Source organism: Ruegeria sp. BG8 (assembly GCF_056538325.1).
Window position 1 is genome coordinate 129,942 of record NZ_JBQFSZ010000003.1, and the last position, 22,618, is coordinate 152,559.

The following is a 22,618-nucleotide window of genomic DNA, read 5'->3' on the forward strand; positions in this document are numbered from 1 at the left end:
TCAATACATACCCCTTACTAAGCCACGGTGAGTGCAGATAAAAGATGGATCGCGCGTCTGTGAGGTTTATGCGTCCAGCAGAGCACGGGCAGCGGCACGCGCCTCGTCGGTGATGGTATCACCAGAGACCATGCGCGCGATTTCATCCACACGGTCCGGATCTGCCAACGGCACCACGGTCGACAACGTCTGTCCTGCCATGACTTGTTTTTGCACCCGCCAGTGATGCGAAGCCCGTGCCGCGACTTGCGGTGAGTGTGTCACCACCAGGACCTGCCCACCTTGCGCCAATGCTGCCAATCGGCGCCCGACGGCATCCGCAGTTGCCCCACCAACGCCACGGTCGATTTCGTCGAAGATCATCGTGCGGTCGCTGTCATCACCCGTCAGGCAGACCTTAAGAGCCAGCAGAAAACGGCTAAGCTCACCACCCGATGCGATCTTGTTCAGTGGGCCTGACGGCGCGCCTGGGTTGGTAGCAACCGTGAAGGCCACTGCATCTACCCCTTCCGGCCCCGGGTCAGCCTCGGTGATTTCTGTCTGGAACACCGCGCGTTCCATCTTGAGCGGTGCAAGCTCGGCCATTACCGCGGCGTCCAACTGCCCGGCTGCTTTGCGGCGCGCAGCGCCAAGTGCTGCCGCTGCCGTATCATAAGCTGCCTGCGCGGCCTCAACAGCCGCAGTTTGATCAGCAAGGTTCGCGTCTCCGGCATCAAGCCTGTTCAGACGATCGCGCAAGGTATCAGCGAATCTGCCCAATTCGTCAGGGGCCACATCATGTTTTCGGGCCAACGCGCGGATTGCAAACAAGCGCTCTTCGGCGGCTTCAAGCTCTGCCGGATTGAAATCCAGCGCTTGCAAACAGGCATGAACACCGTCCTGCGCCTCACCCAATTCGATCATAGCGCGGCCCAACGCTGCGATCGGCTCTTCCAATTGACCCGCGGCGGCATCGGTCACACCATCCAGCCAACGCACAGCGTCCGACATCGCCCCCTCGGCCCCGTCATTGCCTAACAGAGCGAAAGCGCGCGCGACGTCGTCGCGGATGCGCTCGGCCCCCTGCATCATACGGCGACGCGCATCCAGCTCGGCATCTTCGCCCGGTTGGGGGTCCAGCTTATCAAGCTCTGCCACGGCATGACGCAAAAAGTCCTCTTCGGCGCGCATCGCGGTCAACGCAGCTTGTGTCTCGGCCAGTGTTTTGCGGGACTTCGACACCTCAACCCAAGCTGAGCGGACCGCAGCAAGCTGTTCTTCAACACCCGCATACTGATCCAGCATGGCCCTATGCCCACGCGGGTTCAGCAAACCTCGATCATCATGCTGCCCATGCAGTTCGACCAATGTCTCAGACAGCGCGCGAAGCACTTCGCCCGAGCATCGGCGATCATTTACCCAAGCCGTTTTGCGCCCCTCGGCGGTATTTACCCGGCGCAATATCAACTCATCGCTTGATGGCAAACCGGCCTCGGCCAGCACTTCGCGGGCCGGGTGGTCGTCATGCAGCTCGAACTCGGCTACGACCTCTCCCTGTGCCGCTCCTTGACGCACCAATTCCGCGCGCCCGCGCCAGCCAAGGACAAAGCCCAACGAATCCAGAAGAATCGACTTGCCCGCACCGGTTTCGCCCGTCAACGCGTTCAGACCCGGTTGGAACGTTAATTCCAACCGGTCGATGATCAGCATGTCGCGAATATCAAGGGCGCGCAGCATCGGGTCTTAGCGTCCCACGCCTGTCGTCATGGCGATTACAACCACTCACCTTTAATCGTCTGGCGGTAAATCTGGCTCAACCAGTTATTTCCACGGCTCTTGAGGTCCAGACCACGAGACGTCAGCAGCTTGTACCCCGCATCGTACCATTCGGACGACTGGTAGTTGAAGCCAAGGATAGCACCGGCGGATTGTGCCTCATCCACCAACCCAAGCGACAGGTACGACTCGATCAGGCGGTAAAGCGCTTCTGCCGTGTGCGAAGTTGTCTGAAAGTCCTCGACCACGACGCGAAAGCGATTGATTGCGGCAGTATAGTGATCCTGACGCAGGTAGTAGCGCCCGATCTCCATTTCTTTGCCGGCCAGATGGTCAAAGGCCAGATCAAACTTCAGCACTGCTGACGTGGCATACTCGCTGTCGGGGTAAACTTCGATCACTGTGCGCAGCGATTGCAGGGCCTGAAAGGTCAACCCTTGATCGCGGCCCACTTCATCAATCTGGTCATAATAACTCAACGCCAGCAAATACTGGGCATAAGCCGCGTCTTCGTCCGTCGGATAGAAATCGATATACCGCTGTGCTGCCGCCCGGCTTTCTTCGTAGTTCTTATCCGAATGGTACGAGAAAGCCTGCATGATCAATGCGCGCTTGGCCCAATCGGAATAGGGATACAAACGTTCGACTTCCGAGAAATACCACGCGGCGTCTTCCGAGCGATTCTGCGACAGCTCGAACTCACCACGCGTGAATATCTGTTCCGGAGTAAACCCCTCAAGGTTTTGGCTGCGGTCCGCACCCGAACCACCGCATGCTGACAAAACTGCTGCCAGAAGAAACGCGCCTGCGATTCTGACTGCCGCCTTGGTGCCACCCATTCCGCCTATCCTTGTCGTAATGCTTGCCGGGGCACGCCCCGGATTGGGCCTTGGTTTAGCACATATAATTCCAAGGCAAAACGCCTTAGTAAGTCACGTTTTGGAATTGTAGACAGAGTTGACGCAATCAGGCGACTTCTGGAATTTCGTTCATGACCAGACCCTGACCCGGCAAACGCGCAGCCTGTTCGGGCGTGCACAACACCGGACGCACCGCCCCGGGTGTTTCAAAAAGCTTGCGCAGCAAGGTATTTGTCATCGCGTGACCGGATTTATCCCCGGTGAAGTGACCAAAGATTGGGCCGCCGGCAAGATACAAGTCGCCAAGAGCATCCAGCATTTTGTGACGCACGGCTTCATCCACGTGGCGGAAACCACCCGGTGTCAAAACTTCGTCACCTTGAACTACAACAGCATTTTCAAGCGTTCCGCCAAGCGCCAGACCGTTTTCACGCATAGCCTCGACATCCGTGCGACGGCAGAACGTGCGGCAATCGCTCAACTCACGTGCAAATGAACCGTTCCGCATATCCAGCGTTTTGGTCTGACGACCAATCGCGCTGTCTTCGAAATCGATGTGGAAATCTATGATCAGCCCATCAGCCGGAGCGATCGACGCGCTCGCCCCCTCACGGGTTGCTGTGACAGGCTTGAGGACCTCATACGCCAAAACAGGGCTGGCCTGACGGCGAACGCCCTTGGTCATGATACCGCGCACAAACTCAATCGACGAGCCGTCCATGATCGGGACTTCGGGGCCGTCGATTTCAACAAGCGCGTTGTGCACACCACAGCCCGCCAGTGCCGCCATGATATGCTCGACCGTCGATACAGACACTCCGGCGTCGTTAACAAGGCGTGTGCACAGCGGGGTCCGCTCGACCACGTCGTAGATCGCAGGGATCAGTGCATTGCCCAGCTCGATATCCGTCCGTTTAAACCAGATTCCGTGACCAGCTGCTGCCGGTTTCAGAACCATCGTCGCAGGCTTGCCACTGTGCAGCCCGTAACCTGTAAACGTAACCGGAGATTTGAGCGTATGTTGCAATTTGGGCCTCGGTGAGTGGTGTCCGACCTTTGCTGGTCGTGTTGGTCACTCAGTTAAGGAAGCCAGCGCAAAGGCTCAACTCACTCTTTGCAACCGAATGAAACATGAATGTAACAGATCGGCAAAACCCTGCTTACATTCTGCTATATTGTTGTTTTAAAATTAAAAAGGGCCGCCATGTGGCGACCCTTACAAAGTATTTTGTTACCGTAATCAGTTGGCCTGACGGCGCAAAAAGGCAGGAATTTCGATCCGGTCCTGCTCTGGATCGGTTTCGTCATGTGCCGGAGCGGTCGCGTCTGCCTGACGCATAACCGGTTGCTGGCGCTGCGGTTGGGTCGGTGTATCCGCCGCGTGCCCCGTCATCCGGTCAATCAAACGGTTGAACCCAAAACGCGGGCGATCTGCCTCAGCTTGTGGGGCTGCAGTCGGCTGCGGACGCGGTGCGGCGTAGCCACGATCAGAGGTCGGAACATTCTGAACGGCGGCCTGCAGGCGCTGCAGCGCTTCCGGAGAAGGTGTCCCCGCAACAGGCTGCGCCTGCGGAGCGGTATAGCTTTCGGCTGGTGCTTCGATCGGTTCCGGTGTCGGTTCAAACTCTGCTACACGCGGCTGGTACGCTGGCGGCGGCAGGTCATCATCCTGTTCAGCCATCGGCTGGAATTGCGGCTCGACCGGTTCGTCAGCGGTTTCGAACAACGAGGGCTCACGCGTCGCTTCGACCTGAGGTGCCTCTTCTGGCTCAGAAAAAGCGGCGGGCAGGTCATCCTGCATGGGCTCTTCTGCCGAAACAGTGCGCGTCAACGGAGCCGACATGGAGCGGCGCGCAACCGGAACATCTTCGGTCTTTTCGGTGGCGTCGATACCGGTGGCGACGACAGAAACGCGCATGCCGCCTTCCATGGCCGTGTCCAGGGTGGAACCGACGATGATGTTGGCCTCGGGGTCCACTTCTTCGCGAATGCGATTGGCTGCTTCGTCCAGTTCGAACAGGGTCAAATCGCTCGAACCAGTGATGTTGATCAGAACGCCCTTTGCACCCTTGAGGCTGATTTCGTCCAACAGCGGGTTGGCAATCGCTTTCTCGGCGGCTTGTACAGCGCGATCCTCACCGGTGGCTTCACCAGTACCCATCATCGCCTTACCCATCTCATCCATCACGGCACGGACATCCGCAAAGTCGAGGTTGATCAGGCCGGGGCGAACCATCAGATCGGTCACGCCTTTGACGCCTTGGTACAGAACGTCATCCGCCATCGAGAATGCTTCGGTGAACGTGGTCTTTTCGTTTGCAAGGCGGAACAGGTTTTGGTTCGGAATAATGATCAGCGTGTCGACGACCTTTTGCAACGCCTCGACGCCGTCTTCGGCCTGGCGCATCCGTTTCGCGCCCTCGAACTGGAAGGGCTTGGTCACAACACCGACGGTCAGCACACCAAGCTCACGCGCTGCCTGCGCGATGATCGGCGCGGCACCTGTGCCTGTGCCCCCGCCCATCCCGGCGGTGATGAAGCACATATGGGCACCGGCCAGGTGATCGACGATCTGTTCGATGCTTTCTTCGGCGGCGGCGGCACCTACGGTGGGACGGGCACCGGCACCCAAACCCTCGGTCACTTTGACGCCCAACTGCACTCGAGCCGAAGACTGGCTTTGCTGCAGGGCTTGTGCGTCGGTGTTGGCAACTACGAAATCGACGCCATCCAACTGTTTTTCAATCATGTTATTGACAGCGTTGCCGCCCGCGCCGCCTACGCCAAATACCGTAATCCGAGGCTTCAGTTCGTCGTGCCCGGGCATCGAAAGATTCAATGTCATGCTTCTGTCCGCCTGTTTAATTGGCCCGCCAAAGCGGTGTTTTTCTTACCTATCCTTAACAAAGGATACCGACCGAAACCGCAAAGGTCACGCCAAAAATCGCGGGATTCCACAAAATATGGAGGAATTAAGGCGTCCCAACGCGGGATTTTGCATTGATTGCCAGATGTTGCGGAATGAACTCAAACCACCACAAAAGGTGCGATCACCCCGGCACGATTGATGGGCGTGTCACGCTTGAATTTCACCGATTCTGGTATGCGGAAAACTGCTCGGGTCCTCACGCAATGCCTCTGGCGGGCTTTGTGGATATCTTGGCGGATTTCGCTTGCAGCCGCAAGGGTTTTCTTCAACCAATAGGGGTACTTGGACAGTTCAGACCGTCATCTGATACAACCCTGACTTCTTGTATTTCCGCGTTGCTAAAAGTCGCCAGCCGAACCATCAGTCGATCTTCGTATAAGAACGGCCACCAACACACGGGCAATCCGTCAGAATCATCGTCGTACAGAAAACAAACTTTCCCATCAGGGGTTGTAATCTGCCCGTAGACACAACCCCTGCCCTCCATACGCCAAACTGAGAGACTCGGGCTAAGGAACTCTTCAGTCCCGACAAGCAACCCGCTGGGATAGTCATGGAACCTGACTGTCTTGCCCTGCACGGCCTCAAGGAACGCTTCGGGTGTGATCCGCGTCTGAGCACCAGCCGCGAGGGGAATCACTGCGACCATGGCCGCAAGCAGCGCCCTACCAGTTGTCACGGAACCAGCGCACAGCGCGCTTGAAGGGGCGTGCCGCGTATGTATCGACCGGAATTTCGAAATCCCACCATTCGTCCTGCGGGTGCGCAGCGAACAGGCTGAGACCAACCGCAGATGAAAACCCCGGTCCCGTTGCCGATTGCGGCAGGCCATGAACGCGCAGTGGGCGACCCAGCCGGACACGCTGTCCAAGGATTCGGGTCGCCAGACCGTCCAGCCCCATAATCTGGCTACCACCACCCGTCAGAACGATTTGCTGGCTGGGCATGTGGTCAAACCCTGCGGCATCCAGACGAACGCGCACTTCTTCCAATATTTCCTCGACCCGAGGGCGCATGATTCCGATCAACTCGGCCCGGCTGACTGTGCGTCGATCATGCTCCCAGTCACCCGTATCCCCACCAATATCAATCAGATCACGATCATCGGCACCGGTCGCATGAACACCGCCATTGAAGGTTTTTATCCGCTCGGCCACGTTGGCTGGCACACCCAACCCCATTGAGATGTCCGAGGTCACATGATCACCACCCATACGCACGCAATCGGCGTAAATCATGTGCTTTTTCATAAAGATAGACACGCTGGTCGTACCACCACCCATGTCAATGCAGGCTGCGCCCAGCTCTTGCTCGTCTTCGACAAGCGCGGAAATACCTGAGACATAGGCCGAGTTCGCAATGCCCGCCAATTCCAGATCACAGCGTTTAATACACCGAACAATATTTTGGATCGCAACCGCATCCACGGTCAGCATATGCATATCAACAGCCAGCGACTGCCCCATCTGACCACGGGGATCGATCAGCCCTGAACGGTTATCCAACGCAAAGTTCACGGGCTGGGCATGCAGAACTTCGCGGCCAGCCCCATAATCCGGCACATCGCACGCATTCAGGACGCGCCCGACTTCGGCTTCGGTTACCACCTGCCCTTCCAGATCGACCTGTGCATCCAGCCCATAGGACCGAGGATTAGCACCAGAAAAACTGGCGATGACATGGTCAACGCGCATATCCGCCATCTTCTGCGCCGCTTGCAGAGCGGTACGAATCGCGCGCTCGGTCTCTTGCATGGCGGTAACTTCGCCGAATTGCACACCGCGCGACCGCGTTGTGGCCGCCCCGATAACCCGAAAGCCGGTCTGTCCCGCCAAGGACCCGATGCTGTTATCGTCGCTCAAGCGGCCAGCACCATCGAACCGCAGCACAAGACAGGCAATCTTGGAACTGCCGACGTCCAGAATGGCAACAACACCGCGTTGCATTGCCTGCCTGCGCATCTGCCTCATGGCCCGTTGGGACTGATAAAGATCGGTCATCATGGTCGTTACTGCCCGCTACTCACATCTACTTTTGTATTCCACCAGTCTTCGCTGGCGGCTTTGGTCATTCGAATGGTCGGCCGCTGCCCAAGGCGCATGTCGACCACGGCCACGTCGCGTTCCAGAAGGTCCTGCACCTCGTTCACCGCCAACACGCGTTCAAGCGCGCGAACGGGCCGTTCCGTCGGCAGCATGATCCTCTGCCCCCGGTCCAGAACCAGATCCCAACGACGCTCACCAATGCGGACCAGTCCCCGAACGCGCCCGCCCAAACTGCGCGCGGTGTTCAGCAAGGCAAGTGCCTCGGCCACGTGACCGTCTGCGCCCCTGCCCGCAATCAAAGGCAGATTGGCGTGGTCTTTTCGGGACGCGATGCGTTCGACATGCGCGCCGGTTTCGTCCAGCAATTCGGTGCCGCTTCGGGTGCGCCAAACAACAACCGGCTCACGCTCGACCACGTCAACCTGAAGAATGCCGCCGGGCCGAACCCGCACGGTTGCGGATTTGACAGGATCAAGGCCGGTGATCGTATCGCGGATGTGTTCCGCATCCAGATCCCACGAACTGATCGGGAAATCCAACGGCACAACTTCGCGAATGTCTTCCGACAAGTTGGCGCTGGCACCATCAATCGCCATCAGGTTGACCATAAACTCGGGGCGCTGTTGGATCGAGGTCTTGATATCGTTCACATAGGCGACAACTGCTTCGCGTCGTTCTTCAGGGCTGAAATACCCCCCAAGTGCCAGACACACGGCAAATACAGGCAGCCCGTATTTCAAACCGCGCCGGACACCGGGTGTCAGCATCCATCGCTGTAGGCGGTAGCTTAAGCGCGACGGCGCAGGATCAAACCGCCGGGACTTGCGCCCAAACAGCTTAACACCGCTTAACCGCAATTTGGGTTCAACGTTCCGATCATCACCCGAGGCGAAATCCGCGTCCGGACCGGACAGAGGTTTGCTCCGGTGGATGACAGGGGCTCGGGTCGCTCTTAGCGGTCGCATGATGCGTCCTCCACCATCCAGGCGCACAGCTGACCAAATGTCATACCGCAGTGTTCGGCCTGTTCGGGCACCAGTGACGTTGGCGTCATGCCAGGCTGAGTGTTGGTTTCCAGCAAAAACAGGCCATCCGCACCCATGCTGTCATCCCAGCGATAGTCGGTGCGGGACACGCCGCGACAGCCCAGAGCGTTATGCGCTTTTACCGCGTAATCCATGCAGCGATCGAAAATGTCCTGCGGAATGTCCGCGGGCAATACATGCCACGACCCACCGGGCTTGTACTTGGCATCATAATCATACCACCCGCCATCGGTCATGATCTCGGTCACGGTCAGCGCGCGATCACCCATAACGGTAACGGTCAGCTCGCGCCCGGCCACGTATTTTTCGACCATGATGTGCTCTGGCATGTCATCAGACAGTTGTGGCGGTCCGTTGGAGCCTTCGTGCACGATGTAAATGCCGACGCTGGAACCTTCGTTATTCGGTTTTGCCACATAGGGTGGCTCCATCACGTGAACCTCGACCACCTCGATTTTGGGGACGATCACGCTGGGCACGATGGGCAGGCCCTCAGTCTGGTAGATCTCTTTGCTGCGCTGTTTGTCCATCGCCAGCGCCGAGGCGAGGACCCCGGAATGTGTGTACGGAATCCGCATCCATTCAAGCAGGCCCTGCACACAGCCATCTTCGCCCCAGCGACCGTGCAGAGCGTTGAAAACCACATCAGGCTTGATATCCAAAAGACGCGCATACAGGTCGGGGCCGGCGTCCAGCTCGACCACTTCAAAGCCTTCTCCCACAAGGGCGGCCGCGCATTCGCGCCCAGAGCTGAGAGACACCTCGCGTTCCGCCGAGGGGCCACCCATCAATACCGCCACTTTCGGGGTTGTCCTGCTCGACATTCCCACTTCGTGCGCCTCAATGTCCCCGGACCTTATGTGGTGGTCCGTACTGCGTTATGCCTTTGATCCGTCGCCTGAATTTGCCTGATTATGGTCTGACGGCCGGGGCTTTATTCGTTCAGCGGATCGCCGACCCGCATGATTTCCCACTCTAGCGTGATGCCGCTTGTTTCGTAAACCTTTTTTCGCACTTCTTCGCCCAGACCTTCGAGGTCAGCGGCCGTTGCCGTACCCGTGTTTATCATGAAATTCGAGTGTTTTGGGCTCATCTGTGCGCCACCGACGGTGGCCCCACGCATGCCCGCATCATCAATCACTTTCCACGCCTTTAAGTCGTGCACATCATCGGCCTTGCCGGTCGACGAAAACCCGGCCGGATTTCGGAAGGTTGACCCCGCGCTACGGTCCTTGGTCGGCTGCGTTTCATCGCGTTTTTGCAATTGCGCCGCCATTCGCGCGTGCAGTTCATCGGGATCACCGGTAGGGCCTGCGAAAACGGCAGAAACCAACACAGCGCCTTCTGGCAAATCAGATTGGCGGTAGCGGAAATTCAGGTCCTGAGGACACAGGTCCACAAGTTCGCCCTGCCGCGTCACAATCGTCACTTTACGCAGCACATCTGCGGTATAGCTGCCATAGCAACCCGCATTCATCTTCACTGCCCCGCCAATTGATCCGGGAATGGTGCGCAAAAAGGTCAGGTCAACACCCGCATCCGCCGCCTTGCGCGCCACATGCGCGTCCAGAGCAGCCGCGCCTGCCGTAACGGTATCGCCGTCGACCACGATGCCGTTGAACCCGCGCCCCAAACGGATGACCACGGCACGCAGCCCGCCGTCACGCACAATCAGGTTCGACCCGACGCCCATCGGAAAGACCCCGATGTCGGAGGGCAGTTCGCGCAGGAAGTCCTGCAAGTCCTCAAGATCGGCAGGCTGAAACAGATAGTCCGCCGGCCCTCCGACGCGAAGCCATGTCAAATCGTTCAAAGGCCGGTTTTCCGAAAGCTTGCCGCGCGGAGAAGGAAGAATAGTCATGCGCGCTAGATCGCGGATTTAATCTGCCAACGCAAGCTGTATCCTTTATTGCGAAGGCCCCAGAACACGGCGCAGCCAACGGCCAAGGTAAATCACGGGCCAGCGCAGAACAGACATTCCCATCGCCAGAACCAGTAACCCGATCCACGGGCCGTTCTGCAACGTGACATACCCAAGGATCGGAATGCCAACGGCGATCAGAAAATAGGCGCGTCTCCAATGATTGTCTTTGCTGGGGATCATCGCCAGCACATTTGCAGCGATCCCCCATACGGCAGCCAAAGCGATGGACCAGTTCATTCCTCAACCTCCTGCCCCGACCAGCGGCGCCAATAATAGCGGATCGGATTGCGGAACATCGACGCAAACGCCGCAAAGGCCAAAACCGAAAAGAACCAACCGAAATCATACCCCAGCCAAACGATCAACGCCGGCGCGCTTACGAATAAAACAACTCCGGGCGGGAACTGCAGACGCATCGGCAGCATCGCAACGATGGTCGAGGCGATGACCCATAGCCCTGCAAACACTACCGAATTAACCACGCGCCCCTCCAAGGACGTTGATGCCAAAGCAACAGGAACTCTCTTGCAGATTTCACGTCAAGAGAAGTCAAAACCCTACACCGCCTTCTTCCGCTGCAACCGTTCGGGCAGACCGTTCGCCCAGGCGCTGATGGTGCCAGCCCCCAGACACACAACGATATCTCCGGGGCGTGCTTGTTCGCGGACAAGGCGTTCGAGATCATTCTCATCCAGCAGCGCCCGGGCATGGCGATGGCCGTGTCGGATCAAACCCTGCACCAGATCATCCCGCGATGCGCCTTCGATCGGGTCTTCGCCCGCAGCAAAGATGTCAGCGATCGCGACAACATCCGCGTCGTTGAAACAGGTGCAAAAATCATCAAACAAGTTCGAAAGACGTGAATAGCGGTGCGGCTGGTGCACGGCGATGACCCTTCCATCCGAAGCCTGCCGCGCGGCTTTTAGCACGGCCGAGATTTCGACGGGGTGATGGCCGTAGTCGTCGATGATAGTCACGCCATCGACCTCTCCAACCTTGGTAAAGCGGCGATTGACCCCTCCGAAATTGGCCAGAGCCTCTCGGATCTCAGACGTCTTCATGCCCAGATGACGGGCCACGGCCACCGCAGACAACGCGTTCGAGACATTGTGGTCGCCCGGCATCGGCAGGGTGCAGCCTTCGATCACCTTGTCTTCGTATTGCAGGTGAATGTCAAAATGCGCGACGCCGTTTGCGTAGGTAAGGTTTTCCGCGCGCACATCGGCCTGCGCGTTGAAACCATAAGTCCGCACACGGCGGTCGGTTATCCGACCAACCAGGGACTGCACTTCGGCATGATCGGTACAGCACACCGCTAACCCGTAGAACGGCAGGTTCGAGACGAACTCATGGAACCCGTCACGCAGTTTGTCGAAATCGCCCCAGTGCTCCATATGCTCGGGGTCGATATTGGTGACAATAGCGATGGTTGCCGGCAGCCGATTGAACGAGCCGTCGGATTCGTCCGCCTCGACCACCATCCATTCGCCCTGCCCCATCCGCGCGTTGCTGCCGTAGGCATGGATGATACCGCCATTGATAACGGTCGGGTCAAAATCGCCGGCCACCATCAGCTCGGCCATCATTGTGGTGGTGGTGGTCTTACCGTGGGTTCCCGCGATCGCGATGTTGGATTTCAGGCGCATCAGCTCGGCCAACATATCGGCGCGGCGTACAACAGGCAGGCCTTGCGCGCGCGCTTCGTCCAATTCGGGATTGCCCGGTTTGATCGCGGTTGAGACAACGACCACAGCGGCGTTTTCCAAATTCCTGGCGTTCTGGCCTTCGAATATTTCAGCCCCCAAAGACGCCAGACGGTCCGTGATCTTTGACGCTTTCAGGTCGGACCCTTGCACCCGGTATCCAAGGTTCAATAGTACCTCGGCAATCCCTGACATCCCAATCCCACCGATCCCAACGAAATGGATCGGCCCAACGTCCTGCGGCAGTTTGGTTGCTGGGTTCATGTGTCATCCTTCTGCGCGAGGTCTTCAACAAGCGCCACCAGACGTTCTGTTGCGTCAGGAGCGCCGGTCGACAGAGCGGCATGGGCCATTTTCTGGGCGGCTTCGGGGTTGGTCAAAACCGTGGTCATTTGCTGCGTGAGCGAAGAAACGTCAAGCAGGTTTTCGGGGATCATGATGGCACCGCCTGCCTGCACTAATCCGCGCGCATTCGCGGTCTGATGATCGCCTGCAGCCGCTGCAAATGGGATCAGGATCGAGGGCCGCCCGATCACCGAAATATCGGCGACACTGGACGCGCCCGAGCGAGAGATCACAAGCTGCGCCTCAGACATGCGGCGCGGGACGTCATCGAAAAAGGGCAGGACTTCGGCTTCTATTCCATGATCAGAATAAAACGCCTTGACCCGTTCACCATCTTCGTCTCGAGCCTGATGCGAGACGCGGATATTGTCACGCAAACCTTCCGGCAAAGCCGCCATTGCGCCCGGCACCACATCGCTGAGGATACGCGCGCCCTGACTACCGCCCATGACCAGAACAGACATTGGATAGTCACCGGGCGGGATAAAGGGGGCGCCCGCGCGCTCTAACACGGCGGCACGAACCGGGTTTCCCGTGTGGATACCCTGCGCCCCGTCAGGCAAGTCCGTCGGCCAGACGCCACAAGCGACCTTGGCGACACGCTTCGCGAACACCTGATTGACGCGTCCCAGAACACCGTTCTGTTCGTGAATCATGCGGGGCAACTTCAGCATAGTCGCAGCACCCAGCGCCGGGATGGACGGGTAGCCGCCGAAACCCACAACCACGCTGGGTTTATCCCTCATCATCTGACCGGCCATTGCCGCCACCCCAGCCGCAATCTTTGGCCCCACCATGACTTTGGCCGCCAAACCCCCACGCGCGAAAGTGGCCGAGGATGCCTCGACAATCTCGGTCTCTTGGGGAAATGCGCCGGTGTACCGCGCACCGCGCGGATCAGTCGACAAACGGACACGCCAACCTTTTTGCAGCATCGCTTCGGCCAGCGCCTGCGCCGGGAACATGTGGCCCCCGGTGCCGCCAGCTGCAATCAGAAGATAGGGTGTTCCCATCAGCCTCGTCCGCGCAGAATATCACCAAGTTCGCCCTGAGGGCGTGTGCGTGTAAAAGCCAGCAGCATCCCAACTGCGATGCCCCCGGCGATCAGCGATGAGCCGCCGTAGCTTACGAACGGCAGCGTCATGCCTTTTGCAGGCAGCAGTCGTACAGCGACACCCATGTTGATCATCGCCTGCACGCCGAACATGCAGGCCAGACCAGTACCTGCCAAACGGATGAACATGTCCCGCTCGCGCATCAGGCGCAGCAACGAGCGCACAACGATCAGCGAATACAGCGCAATGATGATCAGCACCAGGATCAGGCCGTATTCTTCGGCCGCGACAGCGATGATGAAGTCTGTATGCGCATCAGGCAGAGACCACTTAACCTGCCCCTCTCCAACGCCAACACCGAACAGGCCACCTTCGCGAATGGCGTTTGTTGCATAGCCCAACTGTGTGGTCGGGTCGACTTCTTGGTTCAGGAACCCGTCAATTCGGCGCGCGAAGTGCTCGGAATTGGAATAGGCGAACATGCCGCCCAGAACGACTGCACCAGCCATTCCCACCAACAGCAGCATCGGCGCACCTGCCACGAAATACATCACGCCCCATCCGAACAGGATCAGGCAGGCTTGGCCGAAATCCGGCTGCAAAACCAACATCGCTACGATGGCCATACACAGGGCAAAGGACCACAACCTTCCCGGGGGGCCGTTGATCTCTTGCGACGCGGCTAGCAACCATGCCGCCACGACGATAAAGCCGGGCTTCAAAAACTCGGACGGTTGAAGAGACGCAAACCCCAGCGAATACCAGCGCACAGCGCCCTTGCCGAAATCCGTGCCAAAAACAGGCAGAAAGGCCAAAGCGACGAACGCCGCTAAAAAACCCAGCACAGCCAGCCGCCGCACAAGTGTCGGCGACATCATCGAGGTAAACAGCATCGCCAGCAAAGCCAGTCCACCGAACATGGCCTGCCGTTCGACATAGTGGAACGGGTCGAACCCATTGCGCCCAGCCAATGGCGGCGACGATGCCAGACCCAGCAAAAGCCCAATGACAAAAAGGATCAGAACGCAGGACATGGTCCAGCGATCAATCGTCCGCCACCACTTTGGTAGAATCGGTTCTCCGCGCTGGTCCTGGACCGCGCCATACACCATCTCAGTCATGAGATACCGCCACTATCTGCCTCGTTTCGTCCCGTTGTTCGGGATCTATTTGAGAGTCTACAGGTAAATTTTCATTTGGGCTAGGGGAATGAGACCAAGACGGGAAATTCTGCGCACCTTATCGCTGCTACTGCTTAGTCAAAGGCAAAACGCCTTTCACAGCCTTGGTTTTGGTGCCGGCGCTTGATCAGCGTCGCCTGAATTCGGCTCACCTTTGGGTTCGATCAGCAGCACCTTCACCTCGTTTTCCGCGCGGGGACGATGCACCACACCTTTGGGCACGACAAAAAGCTCGCCAGCTTTCACGGTTTTCGAAGGCTCGCCCTCGATGTCCATGATCATTTCGCCTTCAAGAACCAAAAAGAAATCGTCTGTCATATCGTGTTTGTGGAACGGAAACTCGCCCGAGAATTTCACAACCATCACGTCGTTCTGATTGTAATCCGCAACAACATGCGGGTCCCAATGTGTCGAAAACTGCAAGAGTTTTTCCTGCAAATTGATGGGCTTCATGCGGTATCTCCGTGTTGAGTGTTCTCATCCGAACGGGCTTTTCTTTTCAGCTGCCTGCCTTTGGTCGGGTTGTGCTCAACATAGCGCCTCTTGCCTTTGCGACCAATCCGCGCCATGCGCAGCCTATGACCTTTGATACGATCATCCTTGGGGCCGGTGCAGCCGGCATGATGTGTGCGGCCCATTGTGGTGGGCGGACGCTGGTGATCGACCATGCCAAAGCGCCGGGTGAAAAGATCCGCATATCCGGCGGTGGACGCTGCAACTTTACCAATATGTTTGCAGGGCCAGCGAACTTCCTGTCGCAAAACCCGCATTTCTGTAAATCCGCGTTGGCCAGATATACCCAGTGGGATTTCATTGACCTGGTCGACCGCCACGAAATTGCTTGGCATGAAAAAACGCTGGGGCAACTGTTCTGCGACGGCTCTTCAAAACAGATCGTACAGATGCTGTGTGACGAGTTGGCGCGCGCCGGGGCAGAATTATGGCTGCAGACCGAGCTGAAAGACCTTCGCAAGACCGAAAGCGGGTTTGCGCTTGAGGTTAATCGCGATGGGCGGCGGCTCAGCCTTTCCTGCTCCAACCTGGTGCTGGCAACAGGCGGCAAATCGATACCCAAGATGGGCGCAACGGGTCTGGCTTACGATATCGCCCGCCAATTCAATCTACGCGTAACTGAGACGCGCGCGGCACTGGTGCCTTTCACATTCTCGGACGGTAAATTCAAAGACCTTTCCGGTGTTTCGGTACCCGCCCGCCTTTCAAATGACCGCACCAGTTTCGACGAAGCCCTGCTGTTCACGCATCGTGGGCTTAGCGGACCTTCGGTGCTGCAATTGTCGTCGTACTGGCATGAGGGCGAGACCATCCGGGTCAATCTGATCCCCGACCTGCCCTTGTTCGAAACGCTCCGGGAACAGCGCCAGACCGCGGGACGCAAAGCACTGACAACCGAACTGGCGCGTCATCTGCCCGCCCGGTTGGTCGAATTCCTGAGCCCACAAATCCCTATGCAGGGTAATCTGGCAGACCAGTCGGATGCAGTTCTTGGAGAATTGGTCGAGGCGCTGTCAGACTGGGTTCTCACGCCATCGGGTACCGAAGGTTACCGCACTGCAGAAGTTACGCTGGGCGGTATCGACACCGATGATCTGTCATCCAAAACGATGGAGGCCAGGGAAATCCCCGGCCTCTACGCGATTGGCGAAGCGGTCGATGTCACAGGATGGCTGGGTGGCTACAATTTCCAATGGGCTTGGTCCTCGGGTCACGCCGCCGGAACTGCGATCGCCAGCCGTTAACCTACGACGTTGTAACCACGTCCACGCATGCAATTGCGGACGATCACTTCCTTGTTCTGGTTCTTGTTGATCACGTCCGCGCCAGCGCCGACCAACGCACCGGCCACGGCAGCGCGCCCCAGATTGTCACTGCTGTCCTGTACGATCCCTGTTACGGCGGCCGCACCTGCTGCACCGATGGCTGCATTTCCAGCCGTTGAACCGTCAACACCGGCCTGCGATGCCGCCAGTTGCTGACATTGTTGCAGGTCGAGGTTGTAGTTGGGACCCACGGGGCCGTCGATCACAGGCTGATAATTTGCCCCTGTGTTGGTGCATGCACCCACCACCAGCAGGGCGGGCACGATCAAACTGAATTTACGGTATGTCATTGTCATAACCTCACATTGAATTGATGTAAGGCAAAACCAACGCCCGTGGCGTGTCAAGCCGATAACACATCCAAGTCAGGCGATTGGCAACCTCTTGCAGATGACTAGCTGGGCAACCTTTTTCGAACTTGGGCCGCGAAATCCTCGCCCCTCTGTTCGAAATTGTCATACTGATCGAAACTTGCGGCGGCCGGGGCAAGCAAAACTGTTTCACCCGGCTGCGCATCGGCCATCGCCTGTTCGACGGCGACCTCCATCGTGGTGCAGACCTGCGCATCAATATCGAGTTGCATCGCAAATCCCGCCGCTTCGCGCCCTATGACATAAGCGCCGGACACGTTCTCTATGGCCGCGTTCAACGCATCGATCCCGCCTTCTTTTTCCAGACCGCCACAAATCCAGCGAATGCTCTTGAAGGCGCTTAAGGCCTTGAGCGCACTATCCACGTTGGTCGCCTTGGAGTCATTCACATAGGTCACTCCGTCGGCTTCGGCGATGATCTGGCTGCGGTGTGGAAGGCCCGGGTAGCTGTGCAGCGCGTCCTCTATGATACGCGGCGCCAACCCCAACGCCCTGCACGCAGCATACGCTGCGCAGGCGTTTTGGTGGTTATGTGCACCGGGCAAGCCTTTGATCATGCGCAGGTCAATCGACCCCGCTTGCCTGCCCTTGCGGTACTCAGACAAAAAGCCCTTGCGGGCAAAGACCTGCCAACCCGGCCCATTCAGCTTACGCGCAACCGACACCCGGATCACCCGATCATCCGTGGGGCCTTCGGAAAGTTGCCCCGCCAGAAACGCGCCTTCTTTTTCGTCAATTCCGATGACGGCGCGGTCGGGCCCTCCTTCGGCGAACAGTCGGCGTTTGGCCGCGAAATACCCCCCCATCCCGCCGTGGCGATCAAGGTGATCTGGCGACAGATTTGTGAACACCGCCACATCAGGGGTCAATGCCCGCGCCAGCTCTGTCTGGTAACTAGACAACTCAAGCACGACGACTGAACCATCACTTCCCGGTTCAATATCCAAAACCCCGCGCCCAATATTGCCTGCCAACTGCGCGTCGCGCCCGGCTGCGGTCAGGATGTGATGAATCAGGGCCGACGTGGTCGATTTACCGTTTGATCCGGTAACCGCAATGACCCGCGGCGGCGTATCGAAATTGTCCCACTCCGGCCCGGCAAAGGACCGAAAGAACAAGCCAATGTCGTTGTCCACTGGCACACCGGCGTCCAGCGCGGCAGCCACAACAGGGTTCGGAGCGGGGTAAAGATGCGGGATACCCGGTGAAACGATCAGCGTAGAAATGTCATCAAAGACCCCCTGGCGGCGCAGGTCCACGCAATCAAATCCTTCGGCTTCAGCAGACGCCCGGGCCTCTGCGTTGTCGTCCCAGCACACCGGCAATGCTTTGCCTGCACGCAGCGCGCGCGCCGCAGCCAAACCTGACCGACCAAGTCCCAGAACCGCAACTTTCTGCCCTGAAAACCCTTTGACCGGGATCATGTCGCCCACCTTCTTTTGACGCTCATTTGCCCGTCACACTGCGCAGAAGACATCACGGATGGCAAGGGTCGCAAAAGGCTCGCGCGACAGCGCGAGCCTGGCCCAACAGGTGGCAGCTGGACCGCAGGTCCTGCGAACCTGGCGGGAGCGTCACCGGACTTTCAAAGTCGCCAAACCAATCATCGCAAGGATCAGGGAAATGATCCAGAAACGGATGACGATCGTCGGTTCTGCCCAACCCTTTTTCTCATAGTGGTGATGTATTGGAGCCATCAGAAACACGCGTCGCCCGGTCCGTTTGAAGTAAAAGACCTGAATGATCACACTCAACGCTTCGACAACGAACAATCCGCCGACCACGGCCAGAACAAGCTCGTGTTTCGTCGCCACCGCTATGGCCCCCAGCGCGCCCCCCAAGGCCAGCGATCCGGTGTCACCCATGAAGACCGCAGCAGGCGGGGCATTATACCAAAGAAACCCAAGCCCCGCGCCAAACAGGGCCGAGGTAAAGATGAATATCTCACCCGTGCCCGGTACATAGTGCACGTCCAAGTATTCGGTAAAGTCGACCCGGCCAACCGCATAAGCAATAACGCCCAAAGTCGACGCCGCGATCATTGCTGGCATGATGGCCAACCCGTCCAAACCGTCCGTTAGGTTCACCGCATTTGCGGCCCCAACGATGACAACGATCGAGAATGGGATGTAGAATATCCCCAGATTGACCAGAGTATCTTTGAATACCGGCACAGCCAATTGGTTCTGCAATGCGTCCGGGTGATGAAAAGTGGCCCAGATCGAAGCCAGGACGGCAATGATCACGCCCAAAGCCAACCGCATTTTGCCCGAAACACCCTTGGTGTTCTGCTTTGAAACCTTTGCGTAGTCGTCTGCGAACCCAATCGCCGCATAGGCCAGAGTTACAAACAGCACCATCCAGACATAAGGATTGTCCCATCTGGCCCAAACCAGTGTCGACGTGACCAGAGCACCGACAATCAGCAACCCGCCCATCGTTGGCGTACCTGCTTTGGAAAAATGCCCCTCTGGCCCGTCATCTCGGATCGGTTGCCCCTTGCCCTGCTTACGCCGCAGAACGTTGATCAGTGGTTTGCCAAAAATGAACCCGAAGATCAGCGCCGTCATGAAGGCGCCACCAGCGCGGAAGGTAATATAGCGGAAGAGGTTGAAAAAATCCCCGCCATCCGACAGGCCGGTTAACCAATATAACATTCTAAAACCTTTCTGATGCGGCGATCATGGCTCAAGCGCGCCCCCTTGCCCCATTTCCCTCAGACCGTCAACAATTCGCGCCAAAGCCATACTCAGCGACCCTTTGGCCAGAACGGTGTCACCAGAACGGATCAGATCCGACAGATGCTCCGCCATCTCTGCGCTGGTTTCGGTCCACACGCCGCGCTTTTCAGCCGGCAGGGCATCATGAAGCGCCTTCATTAAGGGCCCGATGCAATGGACCTGATCCACCTGCGCCATCGCGCCCACATCTGCCATCGCGGCGTGCATGGCCATTTCCTGCGCGCCCAGTTCCTTCATGTCGCCAAGAAAGGCGATCCGCCGAGCCCCCTGAGACGCCGCCAGCACATCCAATGCGGCCTCCATCGAGGTTGGATTGGCGTTATAGCTGTCGTCCAGCAGCTCGACATTGCCGCCATCGGCCAGTGCTATGTTTTCCCTAACACCGCGCCCCTTGACCGGGGACCAACGGCGCAAAGCCTGAATCGCGTCATCCAGATCAACGCCCATCTCGACACAGGCCGCCAAGGCACCCAACGCATTCATAGCAAAATGGGTACCTGCCGAGTTCACCTCGAAAGAGAACTCTACCCCGTCAACCTTGGCCTTGGCGCTAACGGTTTGGGGGCGCTGCGCGACATCCGTCAGCACATAGCCCTCTGCCGCGCGGCCGAAATCCACGATCCCGGCTCCGGCGTCCTGCGCATGACGACGCAAGATGTCTGTGTGCGCGATATCGGCATTCACGATGGCCGCACCGCCTTGGGTCAACCCTTGGAAAATCGCCGCTTTCTCATGGGCAATGCCTTCAACCGACTCGAACGCCTCCAGATGCACGGCAGCTACGGTCGTGACCAAAGCGACGTGTGGGTGGGCTTGAACGGCCAATGGTGCGATCTCACCGGGATGGTTCATCCCAATTTCGATCACGGCGAATTCCGTATCTTTCGGCATGCGCGCCAAGGTCAGTGGAACACCCCAATGATTGTTATAGCTAGCAACGCTCGCGTGGGTTTTTCCCTGCGTCTCCAGAATGGTCGCAAGCATTTCCTTGGTCGAGGTTTTACCGACGCTGCCGGTCACTCCGACCACGCGGGCCTCCGTTCGGGAACGTGCGGCCTGGCCTAAAGCCTCAAGCGCAGGTTGAACATCATCCACGATCAACAAAGGAGCCGTTTCATCAACCCCATCCGGAACATGTGAGACCAGCGCAGCGCCTGCGCCTTTCTCCAGTGCTTGGGCGACAAAGTCATGACCATCCCGTGCCGCCTTGAGTGCAACAAACAGATCGCCTGCCTGCAGTGTTCGGGTGTCGATTGAGATACCGTCAATCACCCAATCAGTCGTCGCGCGCCCGCCTGTCGCCTCGGCGGCCTCAGCCGCAGTCCACAGCGTCATGCGACCCTCCCGTCCAAGGCCGCCACGCTGATGCTGGCCTGTTCCACATCATCAAATGGCAAGACCTGATCGCCGACGATCTGACCAGTCTCATGCCCTTTGCCCGCGATCAACAAAGCGTCCCCCGGTTGCAGGGCGTCGATGCCATGCAAAATCGCTTCGGCCCGATCGCCGACTTCGGTGGCGTCCGGCGCCCCTTCCATCACGGCGGCACGAATGGTTGACGGGTCCTCGCTGCGCGGGTTGTCATCGGTGACAAAAACGACGTCCGCATGGTTCGCGGCAGCTTTACCCATCAAAGGACGCTTGGTTGCGTCCCGATCCCCACCGGCACCCACGATGGCAATGAGGCGGCCCATCACATGAGGGCGCATCGCCTTAAGCGCCGTAGCGACAGCATCGGGGGTATGCGCATAATCCACAAACACCGCTGCGCCATTTTCACGTGTGGCCGCCAATTGCATGCGGCCGCGGACAGTTGTCAGATGCGGCAGCGTTTCAAAAACGCGCTCAGGCTCTTCGCCGCCTGCGATAACAAGCCCGCACGCCAACAGAACGTTTTCGGCCTGAAACCCACCAATAAGGTTCAACCGCGTCTGGAACACCTTTCCACGCCATGAAAACCGAAGGTCCTGCCCCGTTGCGTCAAACCGCTGATTTATCAGGCAAAGGTCGGCCTTTCCCAGACCTACGGTCAACACGTCCTGCCCCCGGGCCTGAGCAATGCGCCGAACCTGCCCGCCTTTGGGGTCGCTCATATTGATGACGACCGTGCCGTCCTGTGGCAAAACGCGGTCAAACAGACCCGCCTTGGCCGCGAAATAGGCCTCAAAGGTTTCGTGGTAATCCAAATGGTCCTGAGTGAAGTTGGAAAACCCCGCCGCAGCCAGGTGCACCCCATCCAGGCGGCGCTGCTCCAAACCGTGAGAGGACGCCTCCATCGCTGCATGCGTGACACCGTTTTCGACAGCGTCAGCCAGACAACGATGCAAAGTGATCGGCTCTGGCGTTGTGTGCGCCAAAGGCGCTGTCCACGCCCCCTCGACCCCGGTTGTTCCGAGGTTGACGGCTGCAAGGCCCAACTCTGACCATATTTGCCGGACGAAGGTTGCAACGGATGTCTTGCCGTTCGTTCCGGTGACTGCAACGATGGTTTGCGGTTGGGTGCCGAACCACAGGGCCGCGCACCCGGCCAATGCCTGCCTCGGGTCCTCGACCACCACCAAGGCGGCATCGGATTCGGCTAATTCTGCGGCCGCGATCCCTGCCCCTTCGGCATCTGTCAGAATGGCCGCCGCACCCATGCGCAGAGCGTATTGAATGAACTCACCGCCATGAACGCGCATACCTGGTAGCGCCGCGAACAGGTATCCATCCTTCACCTCACGGCTATCGACGGCAAGACCGGTAATTTCTGGGTTCGCCCCACCGCGTGCGGTCAGGGCCAGTTGGCTGAGTGTCTTTGTCCTTGTGCCCATGACCCACCTTTC

At 58.4% G+C, this 22,618-nt stretch carries 20 protein-coding genes; 1 reads left to right on the top strand and 19 read right to left on the bottom strand.

The features are described from left to right. Positions 1 to 66: 66 nt before the first annotated feature. From recN to ACR0DG_RS08200, 14 genes are all read right to left on the bottom strand, one after another. Positions 67 to 1,716 carry a DNA repair protein RecN gene (gene recN, locus ACR0DG_RS08135; RefSeq protein WP_480696083.1) on the bottom strand — a complete coding sequence of 550 codons (1,650 nt, stop codon included), beginning with the start codon at positions 1,714 to 1,716 and terminating at the stop codon, positions 67 to 69. A 35-nt stretch (positions 1,717 to 1,751) separates the two neighbouring features. Beyond that, the gene (locus ACR0DG_RS08140; protein ID WP_480696085.1) at positions 1,752 to 2,594 is read right to left on the bottom strand and encodes an outer membrane protein assembly factor BamD; all 843 of its coding nucleotides are present in this window, start codon (positions 2,592 to 2,594) and stop codon (positions 1,752 to 1,754) included. 127 nt (positions 2,595 to 2,721) lie between these two features. Next, the gene (gene lpxC / locus ACR0DG_RS08145) at positions 2,722 to 3,642 is read right to left on the bottom strand and encodes a UDP-3-O-acyl-N-acetylglucosamine deacetylase (protein ID WP_480696087.1); all 921 of its coding nucleotides are present in this window, start codon (positions 3,640 to 3,642) and stop codon (positions 2,722 to 2,724) included. Between the two features lie 213 nt (positions 3,643 to 3,855). After that, on the bottom strand, positions 3,856 to 5,460 hold the full coding sequence (ftsZ, locus tag ACR0DG_RS08150; protein ID WP_480696089.1) for a cell division protein FtsZ: 1,605 nt from the start codon (positions 5,458 to 5,460) through the stop codon (positions 3,856 to 3,858). Between the two features lie 749 nt (positions 5,461 to 6,209). Beyond that, complete coding sequence (gene ftsA / locus ACR0DG_RS08155) at positions 6,210 to 7,544, bottom strand: cell division protein FtsA (RefSeq protein ID WP_480696613.1); 1,335 nt, start codon at positions 7,542 to 7,544, stop codon at positions 6,210 to 6,212. A gap of 8 nt (positions 7,545 to 7,552) precedes the next feature. Continuing rightward, on the bottom strand, positions 7,553 to 8,554 hold the full coding sequence (locus ACR0DG_RS08160) for a cell division protein FtsQ/DivIB (protein WP_480696091.1): 1,002 nt from the start codon (positions 8,552 to 8,554) through the stop codon (positions 7,553 to 7,555). Further along, on the bottom strand, positions 8,542 to 9,459 hold the full coding sequence (locus tag ACR0DG_RS08165) for a D-alanine--D-alanine ligase (RefSeq protein ID WP_480696093.1): 918 nt from the start codon (positions 9,457 to 9,459) through the stop codon (positions 8,542 to 8,544). Before ACR0DG_RS08165 ends, ACR0DG_RS08160 begins: the two co-directional genes overlap by 13 nt. 110 nt (positions 9,460 to 9,569) lie before the next feature. Beyond that, positions 9,570 to 10,496 carry a UDP-N-acetylmuramate dehydrogenase gene (gene murB, locus ACR0DG_RS08170; RefSeq protein ID WP_480696095.1) on the bottom strand — a complete coding sequence of 309 codons (927 nt, stop codon included), beginning with the start codon at positions 10,494 to 10,496 and terminating at the stop codon, positions 9,570 to 9,572. 45 nt (positions 10,497 to 10,541) lie between these two features. After that, positions 10,542 to 10,796, bottom strand: a complete 255-nt coding sequence (locus tag ACR0DG_RS08175) for a DUF2484 family protein (RefSeq protein ID WP_480696097.1) — start codon at positions 10,794 to 10,796, stop codon at positions 10,542 to 10,544. Next, positions 10,793 to 11,041, bottom strand: a complete 249-nt coding sequence (locus ACR0DG_RS08180) for a DUF2484 family protein (RefSeq protein ID WP_480696099.1) — start codon at positions 11,039 to 11,041, stop codon at positions 10,793 to 10,795. Before ACR0DG_RS08180 ends, ACR0DG_RS08175 begins: the two co-directional genes overlap by 4 nt. 75 nt (positions 11,042 to 11,116) lie before the next feature. Then, entirely contained in the window at positions 11,117 to 12,526 is a 1,410-nt protein-coding gene (gene murC, locus ACR0DG_RS08185; protein WP_480696101.1) for a UDP-N-acetylmuramate--L-alanine ligase, read from the bottom strand. Next, positions 12,523 to 13,620, bottom strand: coding sequence for a UDP-N-acetylglucosamine--N-acetylmuramyl-(pentapeptide) pyrophosphoryl-undecaprenol N-acetylglucosamine transferase (locus tag ACR0DG_RS08190; protein WP_480696103.1), 1,098 nt, complete (start codon positions 13,618 to 13,620; stop codon positions 12,523 to 12,525). The genes murC and ACR0DG_RS08190 overlap by 4 nt, the downstream gene beginning before the upstream one ends. Beyond that, positions 13,620 to 14,783 carry a putative lipid II flippase FtsW gene (gene ftsW, locus ACR0DG_RS08195; RefSeq protein WP_480696105.1) on the bottom strand — a complete coding sequence of 388 codons (1,164 nt, stop codon included), beginning with the start codon at positions 14,781 to 14,783 and terminating at the stop codon, positions 13,620 to 13,622. The genes ACR0DG_RS08190 and ftsW overlap by 1 nt, the downstream gene beginning before the upstream one ends. 156 nt (positions 14,784 to 14,939) lie before the next feature. Next, positions 14,940 to 15,296 carry a cupin domain-containing protein gene (locus tag ACR0DG_RS08200; protein ID WP_480696107.1) on the bottom strand — a complete coding sequence of 119 codons (357 nt, stop codon included), beginning with the start codon at positions 15,294 to 15,296 and terminating at the stop codon, positions 14,940 to 14,942. 125 nt (positions 15,297 to 15,421) lie between these two features. On the opposite strand from ACR0DG_RS08200, the gene ACR0DG_RS08205 reads away from it, so the two are divergent. Beyond that, positions 15,422 to 16,600, top strand: coding sequence for a BaiN/RdsA family NAD(P)/FAD-dependent oxidoreductase (locus ACR0DG_RS08205; protein ID WP_480696109.1), 1,179 nt, complete (start codon positions 15,422 to 15,424; stop codon positions 16,598 to 16,600). Here ACR0DG_RS08205 and ACR0DG_RS08210 read toward each other — a convergent pair. The 5 genes from ACR0DG_RS08210 to ACR0DG_RS08230 form a co-directional block, all read right to left on the bottom strand. Further along, on the bottom strand, positions 16,597 to 16,971 hold the full coding sequence (locus ACR0DG_RS08210) for a glycine zipper family protein (RefSeq protein ID WP_480696111.1): 375 nt from the start codon (positions 16,969 to 16,971) through the stop codon (positions 16,597 to 16,599). The genes ACR0DG_RS08205 and ACR0DG_RS08210 overlap by 4 nt on opposite strands. Positions 16,972 to 17,075: 104 nt before the next feature. After that, positions 17,076 to 18,476 carry a UDP-N-acetylmuramoyl-L-alanine--D-glutamate ligase gene (gene murD / locus ACR0DG_RS08215; RefSeq protein WP_480696113.1) on the bottom strand — a complete coding sequence of 467 codons (1,401 nt, stop codon included), beginning with the start codon at positions 18,474 to 18,476 and terminating at the stop codon, positions 17,076 to 17,078. 150 nt (positions 18,477 to 18,626) lie between these two features. Then, the gene (gene mraY, locus ACR0DG_RS08220) at positions 18,627 to 19,709 is read right to left on the bottom strand and encodes a phospho-N-acetylmuramoyl-pentapeptide-transferase (protein WP_480696115.1); all 1,083 of its coding nucleotides are present in this window, start codon (positions 19,707 to 19,709) and stop codon (positions 18,627 to 18,629) included. 24 nt (positions 19,710 to 19,733) lie between these two features. Continuing rightward, positions 19,734 to 21,128, bottom strand: a complete 1,395-nt coding sequence (locus ACR0DG_RS08225; protein ID WP_480696117.1) for a UDP-N-acetylmuramoyl-tripeptide--D-alanyl-D-alanine ligase — start codon at positions 21,126 to 21,128, stop codon at positions 19,734 to 19,736. Then, entirely contained in the window at positions 21,125 to 22,606 is a 1,482-nt protein-coding gene (locus tag ACR0DG_RS08230) for a UDP-N-acetylmuramoyl-L-alanyl-D-glutamate--2,6-diaminopimelate ligase (RefSeq protein WP_480696119.1), read from the bottom strand. The genes ACR0DG_RS08225 and ACR0DG_RS08230 overlap by 4 nt, the downstream gene beginning before the upstream one ends. Positions 22,607 to 22,618 lie beyond the last annotated feature (12 nt).